The organism is Winogradskyella forsetii (genome assembly GCF_013394595.1).
In the GTDB taxonomy this organism is placed as follows: Bacteria; Bacteroidota; Bacteroidia; order Flavobacteriales; family Flavobacteriaceae; genus Winogradskyella; species Winogradskyella forsetii.
Map to the genome: position 1 here is coordinate 765,935 of NZ_CP053348.1, position 13,571 is coordinate 779,505.

Sequence of the window (13,571 nt, forward strand, 5' to 3'; positions counted from 1 at the left end):
GATTAATAGCATTTTCAAAAAAAATTGTTCTAAACACAAAAGTCACAATCTATATTGTGACTTTTGTTTTATATGATATTAACTTCAGTTTCAATATTGATATTAAACAATCGTTTTACTGTAATTTGTATTAATTGCGCCAATTCAAAAATTTCTTTTCCATTGGCATTACCATAATTAACTAAAACCAAGGCTTGTTTATTGTGTACACCATAATCTTTAAACCGCTTTCCTTTAAAACCCGCCTTTTCAATAAGCCAACCAGCTGGAATTTTTACGGCTGCTTCTGATATTTTATAGGAAGGTACATCTGGAAAATTACCTTCTAATTCCTGGAATTCTTCAGCCGAAATTATTGGATTCTTAAAAAAACTGCCACTATTTCCAATCTCTTTAGGATCTGGTAATTTACTTTGTCTAATGGCGATTACAGCATTCGAAATGTCTTGGATGGTTGGATTTTCAACACCATTGGATTCCAATTCGTTTTTAATAATACCATAATCGGTGTGTAATTGATGATTAACTTTAGTCAGTTCAAGGTTGACGCTTGTAATGATATATTGGCCTTTCAGATTTTGTTTGAAAACAGATTCCCTATACCCAAAATTGCAATCCGATTTAGAAAAAGTTTTTAACGATTGATTAGCTATGTTTATGGCTTCACAACTCACAAAAATATCTTTCAACTCCACGCCGTAAGCACCAATATTCTGAATAGGGGCCGTGCCAATATTGCCAGGAATTAAGGATAAATTTTCAATGCCTCCATAGTTGCGCTCCAAACACCACAATACAAAATTGTGCCAGTTTTCGCCAGCCATAGCTTTTACAATGACCGTGTTTTCAGTTTCACTTACAACTTCAATACCTTTTAAGTTAATATGAAGCACCAGAGCTTCGATGTCTTTAGTTAACAACATATTGCTTCCGCCGCTTAAAACAAATAGGGGCTTTTGATGATAATCCTTCAAAACACTTTTTAGGGTTTTAATGGAAGTGACATCACAATAAGATTGTGCTTTAGCTTCAATACCAAAGGTATTATATGGTTTTAATGAAGCATTCTTAATTATGGACATTAGTCTTTATATACTTTTAAAGCTTCTTCTAAGATTTTTACCGAAATTCTTAAGCTTTCTTCGTTTAAAACATAAGCAATACGTATTTGGTTCAATCCAACACCAGGTGTAGAGTAGAAGCCTGCCGCAGGAGCAACCATAACGGTATCATTATTATAATCAAATGATTCCAATAGCCATTTGGCAAAATCATCAGTGTTTTTTACTGGTAATTCTGCAATACAGTAAAAAGCACCATTAGGTTTGGCCACTTTTACGCCTTCTATTTTTTCTAAGGCTTCGATCAGTGTATTTCTACGTTTAACATATTCTGCCTTTACGTCATCAAAATAACTTTGAGGTGTTTCTAAAGCCGCTTCACTTGCGATTTGAGCTAATGTTGGTGGACTCAATCTTGCTTGGGCAAATTTTAAAGCTGTCTTTATGACCGCTTTATTTTTAGAAACCAAATAGCCAATTCGTGCGCCACACATACTGTAACGTTTAGAGACCGAATCGATGACGATGGCATGTTCTTCTAATCCAGGTTCTTGCAAAATGGAATAATGTTCAATACCATCGTAAACAAACTCCCTGTAAACTTCGTCTGCAATTAAAAACAAATCGTGTTTTTTTACGATGGCTGCTAGTTTTTTAATTTCGGCTTTAGAATATAAATAGCCAGTTGGATTTCCTGGATTGCAAATTAAAATGGCTTTGGTTTTTGGAGTAATGAGTTTTTCAAATTCTTCAATTGGAGGTAGTGCAAAATTATCTTCAATCTTGGATATTACGGGAACCACATTTACACCTGAGGCATTCGAAAACCCATTATAATTGGCGTAAAATGGCTCAGGAATGATGATTTCATCACCTTCGTCCATGATACTTCCAAAGGCGAATAAAAGTGCTTCACTTCCTCCTGTAGTAACAATGATGTCATTGTGGGTAACGTTAATGGAATTACGCTTATAATATTCAGCGATTTTTATTCTATAACTTTCGGCACCTTCAGATCGGCTATAGGCTATAGTTTCAAGATTCTGATTTTTAATTGCATCGAGAGCCACTTGCGGCGTTTTTATATCTGGTTGACCAATATTTAGGTAATATATGTTTTTGCCTTGTTTATGGGCTTCTTCAGCATATGGTACCAATTTTCTTATTGGCGATTCTGGCATGTTAGTACCTTTGTTTGAAATTTTTGGCATTTGAATGATTTTTTTAAAATGCTAAGGTCTGAAAATTCTAAAGTAATTCTGAAAAAAATGACTAAAAAAAAAGAGTCCTCAACCAGAGAACTCTTTAATTGTTTATATTATTATAATTGAATTATTGCTCAATCATACTTTTTTCTTTCTTTTCTAAAACACTGGTCTTATTAGAATCGACCACTAAACCTTTTATTTTTAAGGCTACGGTTGGTGTTTCAGCATTTGAGAACACAGTTATGGTCTTTCTAATCGGATTAACCCTTTTAGTATCGTATTTCACTTCAATCTCACCTGTTTCTCCTGGCATAATTGGACCGTCTGGCTTTTTAGGCACTGTACAACCGCAAGTCGATTTTACGTTAGAGATAACTAAAGGCGCGTTACCAGTATTGGTAAACTCAAATGTTCTAACGCCATCAGCACCTTTTTCAATAGTACCATAGTCAATTACGTCGGTCTTAAACTCTATTTTCGCTACTTTCTCTTGAGCAAAAGAACCAAAACTCATTAATCCTACAAATAAAACTGCTATTAAATTTTTCATCATTTTTAATTTAAAATTGATTATTCAAAACTACTTACTTTTTCCTTCCCATCAAAATTTATTAGATGTAATACACTTCATTTAACAGATTTTATGGTTTTACAACCTATATTCTTACACTAATAATTTTTCAAAAAAGGAATTATACCAAATGAATTTTGAAATGATTGAAAAGAAATTTGAATTATTTTTTCTTTGTATGAAATATGAAATAAGAAACCTAATCATAGCCTGAGTTACCATGCTATTTTTTACTGAAATACAAAGGAAATAGAAACAAATTTATTCAGTTATTTTGACATTTATTTGGTATTATAAGTACTTTTGTCAGTTACATTACAAAAACAATACCAAAATATGGAAATTCCATCTAAATATAACGCAACGTCAGTAGAAAATAAGTGGTACGACTACTGGATGCAGCACAATTACTTTCATTCTACTCCAGACGAGAGAGAGCCCTATACTATTGTAATTCCGCCACCTAACGTAACGGGAATTTTGCATATGGGACACATGTTGAACAATACTATTCAAGATGTATTGATTCGACGTGCTCGTTTATTAGGCAAAAATGCGTGTTGGGTACCTGGTACAGATCACGCCTCTATTGCTACAGAAGCGAAAGTTGTTGCTAAATTAAAGGCTGATGGTATTGATAAAAATGATTTATCACGCGAGGAATTTTTAGAACATGCTTGGGAATGGACAGAAGAATACGGTGGCGTTATCCTAGAACAACTAAAAAAATTGGGATGCTCCTGTGATTGGGATAGAACCAAATTCACCATGGATGACGATATGTCTGAGGCTGTAATTAAGGTATTTGTGGATTTATACAACAAAGGCTTGATTTATAGAGGTTACCGTATGGTCAATTGGGATCCTGAAGCACAAACTACATTGTCTGATGAAGAAGTGATTCATGTTGAAAAACAAGGTTTACTCTATTATTTAGAATATAAGGTTGAAGGAAGTGATCAAAAACTAACCATTGCCACTACTAGACCAGAAACTATTTTTGGAGATACTGCTATTTGTATAAATCCAAACGATGAACGTTTCGCACATTTAAAAGGGAAAAAAGCGATTGTACCTATTTGTGGAAGAGTGATTCCGATTATTGAAGATGACTATGTAGATGTTGAATTTGGTACAGGTTGCCTTAAAGTAACACCTGCTCACGATGAAAATGATAAGGTTTTAGGCGATAAGCACAATCTCGAGGTCGTTGATATTTTCAATGACGACGCCAGTTTGAATAGTTATGGGATGCACTACGAAGGACAAGACCGGTTTTTAGTAAGAAAGGGTATTGTAAAAGAATTGGAAGACGCAGGTATTTTAGTGAAAACTGAAAACCATATCAATAAAGTAGGAACATCAGAACGGACAAAAGCCGTAATCGAACCAAGATTAAGTGACCAATGGTTTTTGAAAATGGAAGATTTGGCAAAACCAGCTATCGATGCCGTTTTAAAATCTGGAGATGTCAAACTTTTTCCAAAGAAATTTGAAAATACCTATCGCCACTGGATGGAGAATATTCGTGACTGGAATATTTCGCGCCAATTACTATGGGGACAACAGATTCCTGCATACTTCTATGGTGATGGGAAGGAAGATTTTGTCGTTGCGGAATCCATTGAAAAAGCAGTAGAATTAGCAAGAACAGCTTCAAACAACGAACAATTGACAGCTGATGACATAACCCAAGATTCTGATGCGTTAGACACATGGTTTTCATCTTGGCTTTGGCCAATGAGTGTTTTCGATGGTATCCGTAATCCTGAAAACGAGGAAATAAAATATTATTATCCTACCAACGATTTAGTGACTGGACCAGATATTTTATTCTTTTGGGTGGCACGTATGATTATTGCGGGCTACGAATACAAAGACGAAAAACCATTTGAAAATGTTTATTTAACGGGATTAGTTAGAGATAAACAGAGGCGAAAAATGTCTAAGTCTCTGGGCAATTCACCAGATGCTTTAAAACTTATTGAAGAATATACTGCAGATGGGGTAAGAGTAGGTTTGTTATTGAGCTCTGCGGCCGGAAATGATTTAATGTTTGATGAAGCACTTTGCCAGCAAGGAAGAGGTTTTGGAAATAAGATTTGGAATGCTTTTCAATTAACTAACCTATGGGAAGTTGCAGATATTGAGCAGCCTAATTCTAGCAAAATAGCGATAGAATGGTACGAAGCCAAGTTTCAATCCGTTTTGATAGAAATAGAAGATCATTTTAGCAAATACAGATTAAGTGACGCTTTAATGTCTATTTACAAGTTAATTTATGATGACTTTTGTGGATGGATGTTAGAAATGGTAAAACCAGCTTACCAGCAACCCATTGACAGAACAACATATGAAAAGGTAATGTCGATTTTTGAAGATAACTTAAAAATCGTTCATCCATTTATGCCATTCTTAACGGAAGATATTTGGCAATATATTAAAGAACGCTCACCTGAAGACGCTTTAATAATAGCCAAATGGCCAGAAGCAAAACCAATAAATGAAACTTTGATTTCAGAATTTGAGTTCGCTTCCGAAGTTATTTCAGGAATCAGAAATATCAGAAAACAAAAGAATATTGCGTTTAAAGATGCGATTGGGTTTTCGGTTGTAAATAATGAACATGTTGCCAATACCTTTGATGAAGTGATTTCAAAACTAGGAAATTTGGAAAGCTTCGAATATGTCACAGAGGCTGTTGAGGGTGCATTAACCTATAGGGTAAAATCGAATGAATATTTTATTCCTATGGAAGGGAGTATTGATGTGGAGGCTGAAATTAAAAAGTTGACCGAAGAGTTGACTTATACAGAAGGTTTTTTGAAATCTGTACAAAAGAAATTATCTAACGAACGATTTGTTGCTGGTGCACCAGAACAAGTGGTGGCTTCAGAGAAAAAGAAAGAAGCGGATGCTTTGGCTAAGATTGAAACGATTCAGGCTAGTTTGGCCAGTTTAAAATAATTAAGGAATTTTTAACCTGCAAGGTTGCAAATAAAACCTTGCAGGATGCTGTTGCACACAGACCAGAATTTTTTCGAATAAATATAATGAAGTCTATACTCTAACCTCTAAAAGCGAAGCGATCTTAAGTCTATTCATTACCATTCATTAATCTTATTACTATCCAATTTTACAAAAATAAATAGTAAAATAGTAAAACCCCAAAGTCCAGAGCCACCATAACTAAAAAAGGGTAGGGGAATCCCAACCGTTGGAATCAAGCCCATAACCATCCCTATATTAATTGTAAAATGAATAAACAAAATCGAAGCTACCCCATAACCATAAACCCGACTGAATTGTGACTTTTGGGCTTCGGCCAAATATAGAATCCTAACAATAAGAAGTACAAATATGAGCACTACAAAGCTCGTTCCTAAAAAACCCCATTCTTCGCCTACTGTGCTAAAAATGTAATCGGTATGCTGTTCTGGCACAAACTTTCCAGTCGTTCTAGTCCCTTGTAAAAACCCTTTTCCAGAAACACCTCCAGAGCTAATGGCTTGTTCGGATTGAATAAGATTATAGGCTTCGGCTTTTTTCATACGTTCTAGTTTCGCTGGATCTTTTTCTAAACGTAACCAAAGGCTAATTCTATTTTGTTGATGGGTTTTGAGACCGTGTTCATAAAAAAGTTTCACACCATAGGCAAAGCAAACGGAAACTAAAAGAACTGCTATATATTGCAGTATGGATCCACGCTTTTTCTTCCGCAGAAAGTAAATACTTGCGATAATACCTGCTGTGACTAAAGCTGTAATTAACACACCAAACTTTAGTCCTAAAACAGCGAGAACGATTAATGAAACCGCAATAATTAAATAGACCTGTTGTAAACCTTCACGATAAAACACAAAGAAAAAAGCTAAATATACAATGGTGCTTCCGGCATCATTTTGGAGTAAAATCAATAAAGCAGGAATAAATATAATGGCGGCAACTCTAATTTGATCCTTAATAGTGGTCATATTTGTTTGAAGGTCGCTTACGTATTTCGCAACCGCCAGGGCTGTAGCAAATTTGGCAAATTCACTCGGTTGAATGGTCATGCTGCCAATGCCATACCACGAGCGCGCACCATTAACATCCTTTCCAAAAATGAATAAGCCTATCAATGCCAACATAGCGACTAAATATATCAAACTTGCAAATCGCTCATAAAATTTGGCTTCAACAGAAAGAATAAGTACAATAAGGACAAAGGTTAGCCCAACAAAAATTAAATGTTTGCCATATAATTGGGAGGTGTCAAAATAACTTGTGACTTCGCCAACATGAGAGGCTGATAAAATATTGAGATAACCAAAAGCAACTAAGAGTAGAAATAGCACAATAGTGATCCAGTCGAATTTAAAACCTCTATGATTTTCTCTCAACATTAATTTTTAAAATTTTGCTGGTCAGATTCATTTTGAATCATGTTGCCGGATTCATCCTCAATGGCATAATTTTCAATAACCTGAAGCGTTGTTTCACCATTAATTTTAAAAGGTTCGCCTGAATACGGTTTTTTATATTCATTTTCCAAGCTATGAGTTAGAATCCATCGTTCTAAGTCGGTTCTTGTTATTTCTCCTTTAATGTGTTTTTCAATCATTAGACTTGCCATTTTACCGGCAAACCGACTTCCCCAATAACCGTTTTCTACAAAAACGGCAATGGCGATTCTTGGATTATCCTTCGGCGCAAAAGCCACAAAAATAGAATGATCTGTAAGTTGGGTTTTTACACTATCAATTTTTACGAAGTTTTCGGCAGTCCCTGTTTTTCCACAGATTTCAATGCCTGGAACTTGGAGATATTCTGCCGTTCCTTTATTGTAAACGTCAAACATCCCTTGTACCACAGGCTCAAAATGACGTTTATCTATGGTTGTATATTTTGGTGTTTTATATTTCTTCGGAATTGTATCGTCTTCAATATCTTTAATAATATGCGGTGTATAGTAATAGCCACGATTCCCAATAGCCGCAGCCATATTTGCTAACTGGATTGGTGTAGCCTCGACTTCGCCTTGTCCAATGGCATTAGAGACAATATAAGTAGAACCCCAACGATTGTCACCGTATGCTCTATCGTAGTAGTCGCCATTAGGAATTCGTCCTGGTTGTCCTACGGACAAATCGTTGTTCAAAAAGTTTCCGAGTCCAAAACTTTTAGCATGATCTGCCCAAATGTTCATGCCTTTTCCTGCATCGTCATATTTGTCAATGATACGACGGTAAACATTAACAAAATAAGCGTTACAAGATTGTGCAATGCCTAAATTCATATCTGCAGGACTTCTATGGTGGTGGCAACCTGTTAATTTTTGACTGCCATAATAGTAGCCCATTCTACAAGTAAACTTATCATGGGTGTCAACCACGCCTTCTTGTAAACCAATTAATGCATTTATAACTTTGAACGGAGATCCTGGCGGATATTGTGCCTGTAAGCCTCTGTCGAAAGTGGGTTTGTTCACTTTATCTAAGAATAAGCTAGAAAAATTTTTGTTTCGCTCTCGTCCAACTAATAAATTAGGGTTGTAACTTGGGCCAGTAACCATGGCTAAAATTTCACCACTTTGAGGATCTATGGCAACCATACCTCCGCGTTTGTGCCTCATTAATAATTCACCATAGGCCTGAAGTTCTGAATCAATAGTTAAGGTAATGTCTTTTCCGGGTTTAGGTAAAGTATCAAAGACACCATCTTTATACGGTCCGATATTTTTATTGAATCGATCTTTCTGAATAAATTTTATCCCTTTTACCCCTCGCAAAACCTCTTCATACGTTTTTTCAACCCCTTGCTTACCAATTAAATCGCCTAATTTGTAATAAGGCTGACTTTTAATAGTTTTACGGTTAACTTCTCCTAGATCGCCTAATACATTCGCACCAATATTAGTTTGGTAGGATCGAAGCGATCGTTTTTGAATATAAAATCCTTCAAATTTTCGCATTTTCTCTTGAAGCACTGCATAATCCGTTTTTGAAAGCTGCGGTACAAAAGGAGACGGTAATCTCGGTGAGTAATTGGTGGCTCTTGCTAATTTTTTATGGTAATCTTCTGTAGTAATTTTTAATAATTTACAGAACTCTTCTATTTGTGAAGAATCTAAAGGCACAACTTCCCTGGGAATGACCATCACATCATACGACGGTTGGTTAGCAACCAAAAGTTTGCCATTCCTGTCATACACATAACCACGTTTAGGATAATTGTACACTTTTCTAATCGCAGTATCTTCAAAAATATCGTAAGCTGAGCTATTGTAAACTTGTAAGTAAAATAGACGCGCAATAAAAACAAGACCTACAAGAACTACAGTAGATAAGAGTAATAATTTTCTCATTTTTTATTTCGGCTAAATAGAATTATAATCAATACACTAAGTATTATAGTGAAAATACTAGAAAATAACGTTTTTTGAACGATTAAAATTATATTGGAAATGTTAAAAATTTCTAATGAAAACAATACCAAATGATGAATTACCGTACCCAATGAGATATAGGTGATTAAACTGCCCATATCAGTATTCCGAAATTTTATACTTTGATGCTCGTATTGCATGCCGAAAGAATTTTTAAGAAGAATTGGTCTAGCATAGGCTAAACAGACTGCCGCTGCTGCATGAACACCTCCAGAATCTGAAAACATATCCACCAGCATACCTAATAAAAAACTTACTAACAACAACACAAGTCGTTCTTCCCTAATAGGAAATAGGAAAATAAATATGATATAAATATAGGGGTTGATATAACCAAATAAGTCAATATGGTTGCATATCATTACTTGTACCAATAATAGTAAAACAAACCGAACGATATTTAGACCTGCAACACTATTCATCTGAGCTGTTTTCTAAATCTTGAATTTCGTTTTTATCTAAATTTTCTATAATATAAACCGTTCCTACATTGGTCATGTCGTTAAATAATTTCACTTGTATGGTATAAGTATCTCCACCAATATCGGTTTCAAAACTATCAATAGTTCCAATACCAATACCTTTTGGGAAAATCGAAGATTCACCACCAGTTTGTATAGTGTCCCCAACTTTTACAGGTGCAAATTGAGAGACATCTTCAAGTTGCACATAAATTGGAGATTCGCCATTCCACTTTAAAGACCCAATATGGTTGGTCGCTTTTATTTTGGCATTTATTCGGCTTCGTGTATTTAAAATAGACAGTACTGTTGAATAATTTTTGGAGGTGTTATCAATAATTCCTATAATTCCATTGGAAGTCATAACACCAAAATCTCGTTTTATACTGTCGTTTTTACCTTTGTTTAAAGTAAGGTAGTTATTGGTAAGCGAGTAACTATTTTTATAGACTTCAGCCGTTGTAATTCGATATTTTGATTTGGAATAGGTTGTGTCAATGTACGATGAATCTACTGTTCTATTGATGTTTAAAAGCTGTTCTCTTAAGCGTTTGTTTTCTTCAGCAAGAATTTCATTCTCCGTTTTCAAATTGAAATATTGATCCACGGAATTCATAGTGCCATAGACACCACCAGTTAAAAAATTGGCGGAATTTATAAATTTACTCCTGTGGTATGAATGCGATTGAATCGTTAAAGCTAAGGCAATACTAAAAAGCAATAAAAACAACAGAAAGGTTTTGTTTCTAATAACAAAATTAAAAATTTGTTGCATTATTTACGGCTTATTTAATCAATACGCTTTTGTATTTAGGTAAGTTTTTAAGTACAATTCCTGTACCTCTTACAACGGCTCTTAATGGGTCTTCGGCAATATAAACAGGAAGATCTGTTTTTTGGGACAAACGTTTGTCCAAACCTCTTAACATAGATCCTCCACCTGCTAAATAAATTCCGGTGTTATAAATATCTGCTGCTAATTCAGGAGGTGTTTGCGATAAGGTTTCCATTACGGAATCTTCAATACGTAAAATGGATTTATCCAAAGCTTTGGCAATTTCACGGAACGAAATCTGAACTTGTTTCGGTTTTCCGGTTAACAAATCACGACCTTGAACGCTCATGTCCTCCGGAGGTAATTCTAAATCTTCAGTTGCAGCACCAATTTGAATTTTAATTTTTTCAGCCGTTCTATCTCCAACATATAAGTTATGCTGCGTTCTCATGTAATAAATAATATCATTTGTAAATACATCACCTGCAACTTTTACAGATTTATCACAAACAATACCACCAAGGGCAATTACTGCGATTTCGGTAGTTCCACCTCCAATGTCAACAATCATGTTTCCTTTTGGTTGCATAATATCCACACCAATACCAATTGCTGCTGCCATTGGTTCATGGATTAAATATACCTCTTTACCATTAACACGCTCACAAGATTCTTTTACCGCTCGCATTTCTACTTCAGTAATTCCAGAAGGAATACAAACGACCATTCTTAAAGCTGGATTAAAGAATTTCTTCTTTAGTGCAGGAATGTTTTTAATAAACATGCTTATCATTTGCTCCGAAGCATCAAAATCTGCAATAACGCCATCTTTCAATGGTCGAATGGTTTTAATATTTTCGTGTGTTTTTCCTTGCATCATGTTGGCTTCTTTACCAACGGCTATGATTTTTCCGCTAATGCGGTCTCTTGCTACTATCGATGGATTGTCAACAACAACCTTGTCGTTGTGGATTATCAGTGTGTTTGCGGTTCCTAAATCTATGGCTATTTCTTCCGTTAGGAAATCAAAAAATCCCATATGCTATTCTTAATTATTTGGGTTATTTTAGTCTTCTTTTTAAGACCATCTGTAAAAGTAGTAAAATATACGTTATTTCTACATTTAAAGATGTTTATTGCTAAAAAATTTGTATTTAATTTACATATTGGTCGGATAAAAGACATAAGTCTGCTTCCCTGTTAGAACCAAGAATCAAGACTTGAATCTAACTATCTGATAAAAAGCAATATATAAATTACAATATTTTTTTTCTTTATTTTTTAGTTCTATTAAAAGTCGTCTGTAATTTCTAATCAAAATAATTTTGAGTTTTTCCTAATGAAATACTACACAATCTTGACAGCTTAAAACCGACTATTTATTTTCAAGTGAATGTATTAAGACTTGTTTCATTTTCAATTATAATCAGTCAAGTAATTGAAATGATTATAAAATTGATGATACGTTCTTTATTGCGTCATTTATCTTGGTTCTAACAGCAAAGCGGTCTTGACTCTATTTTCTAGTGTTTAAAATGACGCGTTCCAGTAAAGACCATTGCCACATTATGGTCGTTGCAGTAATCAATACTCAATTCATCTTTTATAGAGCCTCCTGGTTGAATTACAGCAGTTATACCAGCATGATCCGCAATTTCTACACAATCAGGAAATGGAAAAAATGCATCACTCGCCATAACGGCTCCATTTAAATCAAAGTTGAAAGATTTTGCTTTGTGAATCGCTTGGTTTAAGGCATCAACACGACTTGTTTGCCCTGTGCCACTAGCACATAATTGCTTGTTTTTTGCTAATACTATAGTATTGGATTTTGTGTGTTTGCAGATTTTTGAGGCGAAAATTAAATCGTCTAATTCACTCGTAGATGCTGTGGTTTTTGTAACTGATTTTAAACCTTCAAGTGTATCTGTAACGTTGTTTCTATCTTGAACTAAAACACCGTTCAAACAACTTCTAACATTAGTTTTTGGCATCTCAATATCTTTCAAAATTAAAAGGATTCTGTTTTTCTTTCCTTTTAAAATTTCTAAAGCTTCAGCAGAAAAAGATGGTGCAATCACCACTTCGCAAAATAACTTATGAATTTCTTCAGCAGTTGCTACATCAATTTCGGAATTACTGATTAAAACGCCACCAAAAGCAGAAACAGGATCGCCAGCTAAGGCATCTACATAAGCTTGGTGTAACGAATCGCGTTGCGCTAAACCGCAAGCATTATTATGTTTTAAAACGGCAAAAGTAGGAGCGTCGTTTTTAAATTCCAGCATCAGATTCACAGCGGCATCAACATCCAAAAGGTTGTTATAACTTAATTCCTTACCATGGAGTTTTGTGAAAATGGCATCAAAATCTCCAAAGAAAAAGCCTTTTTGATGTGGGTTTTCGCCATAACGCAACACTTTTCCATTGTTTTCCGAAATTTTTAAAGTCGGAATGTCATGATTCTTGTTGAAATAATTGAATATTGCAGAATCATAATGCGAAGACACATTAAACGCTTTTGCCGCAAATTGTTTTCTATCGGCTTCAGAGGTTTCACCATTTTTGGTTTCCAATAATTCCAAAAACTCAGCATAATCGTCAACCGAAGATACACAAGTTACATCCGCATAATTTTTAGCAGCTGCTCTAATTAAGGAAATGCCTCCAATATCAATTTTTTCAATAATATCTTGGTTGCTTGCTCCAGAAGCTACGGTTTTTTCAAAAGGATATAAATCTACAATGACTACATCGATTTGTGGAATATCAAATTCTTTTAATTCAGCAACATCGCCATCGTGATTTTGGCGATTCAAAATACCTCCAAAAACTTTAGGATGTAAGGTTTTTACACGGCCACCAAGAATTGATGGATAGGAGGTTACGTCCTCTACTGGTACGACATCGATTCCTAAATCCTTGATAAATTTTTCTGTGCCTCCAGTGGAATAAATGGTAACGTTGAGGTCGTTCAATTTTTTGACGATAGGTGCTAATCCATCTTTACTAAATACCGAAATTAGTGCCGATGAAATGGTTTTGTTGCTCATAATGTTGTGTTGTGT

At 34.9% G+C, this 13,571-nt stretch carries 10 protein-coding genes; 1 reads left to right on the forward strand and 9 read right to left on the reverse strand.

The genetic code is table 11. The annotated features are described in order from the left end of the window. Positions 1 to 68 precede the first annotated feature (68 nt). The 3 genes from murB to HM987_RS03240 all read right to left on the reverse strand — a co-directional run bounded on the left by murB (position 69) and on the right by HM987_RS03240 (position 2,819). Entirely contained in the window at positions 69 to 1,082 is a 1,014-nt protein-coding gene (gene murB, locus HM987_RS03230) for a UDP-N-acetylmuramate dehydrogenase (protein WP_179005204.1), read from the reverse strand. Further along, positions 1,082 to 2,272 carry a pyridoxal phosphate-dependent aminotransferase gene (locus HM987_RS03235; RefSeq protein ID WP_179005206.1) on the reverse strand — a complete coding sequence of 397 codons (1,191 nt, stop codon included), beginning with the start codon at positions 2,270 to 2,272 and terminating at the stop codon, positions 1,082 to 1,084. The genes murB and HM987_RS03235 overlap by 1 nt, the downstream gene beginning before the upstream one ends. 121 nt (positions 2,273 to 2,393) lie before the next feature. Further along, positions 2,394 to 2,819, reverse strand: a complete 426-nt coding sequence (locus tag HM987_RS03240) for a DUF1573 domain-containing protein (RefSeq protein ID WP_179009853.1) — start codon at positions 2,817 to 2,819, stop codon at positions 2,394 to 2,396. Between the two features lie 357 nt (positions 2,820 to 3,176). Between HM987_RS03240 and HM987_RS03245 the strand changes: the two genes are divergently transcribed. Continuing rightward, the gene (locus HM987_RS03245; protein ID WP_179005219.1) at positions 3,177 to 5,807 is read left to right on the forward strand and encodes a valine--tRNA ligase; all 2,631 of its coding nucleotides are present in this window, start codon (positions 3,177 to 3,179) and stop codon (positions 5,805 to 5,807) included. A gap of 137 nt (positions 5,808 to 5,944) precedes the next feature. On the opposite strand, the gene rodA is transcribed toward HM987_RS03245, so the two are convergent. From rodA to purH, 6 genes are all read right to left on the reverse strand, one after another. Next, a complete protein-coding gene (gene rodA, locus HM987_RS03250) occupies positions 5,945 to 7,225 on the reverse strand; it encodes a rod shape-determining protein RodA (RefSeq protein ID WP_179005221.1) in 1,281 nt (426 codons plus the stop codon). Beyond that, positions 7,225 to 9,186 carry a peptidoglycan D,D-transpeptidase FtsI family protein gene (locus HM987_RS03255; protein ID WP_179005223.1) on the reverse strand — a complete coding sequence of 654 codons (1,962 nt, stop codon included), beginning with the start codon at positions 9,184 to 9,186 and terminating at the stop codon, positions 7,225 to 7,227. Before HM987_RS03255 ends, rodA begins: the two co-directional genes overlap by 1 nt. Beyond that, a complete protein-coding gene (locus HM987_RS03260; protein ID WP_179005225.1) occupies positions 9,183 to 9,689 on the reverse strand; it encodes a rod shape-determining protein MreD in 507 nt (168 codons plus the stop codon). Before HM987_RS03260 ends, HM987_RS03255 begins: the two co-directional genes overlap by 4 nt. After that, positions 9,682 to 10,503 carry a rod shape-determining protein MreC gene (gene mreC, locus HM987_RS03265; protein WP_179005226.1) on the reverse strand — a complete coding sequence of 274 codons (822 nt, stop codon included), beginning with the start codon at positions 10,501 to 10,503 and terminating at the stop codon, positions 9,682 to 9,684. Before mreC ends, HM987_RS03260 begins: the two co-directional genes overlap by 8 nt. Before the next feature lie 10 nt (positions 10,504 to 10,513). Then, positions 10,514 to 11,542, reverse strand: a complete 1,029-nt coding sequence (locus HM987_RS03270) for a rod shape-determining protein (protein ID WP_092444594.1) — start codon at positions 11,540 to 11,542, stop codon at positions 10,514 to 10,516. A gap of 484 nt (positions 11,543 to 12,026) precedes the next feature. Next, positions 12,027 to 13,556 carry a bifunctional phosphoribosylaminoimidazolecarboxamide formyltransferase/IMP cyclohydrolase gene (gene purH / locus HM987_RS03275; protein ID WP_179005228.1) on the reverse strand — a complete coding sequence of 510 codons (1,530 nt, stop codon included), beginning with the start codon at positions 13,554 to 13,556 and terminating at the stop codon, positions 12,027 to 12,029. Positions 13,557 to 13,571: the final 15 nt, after the last annotated feature.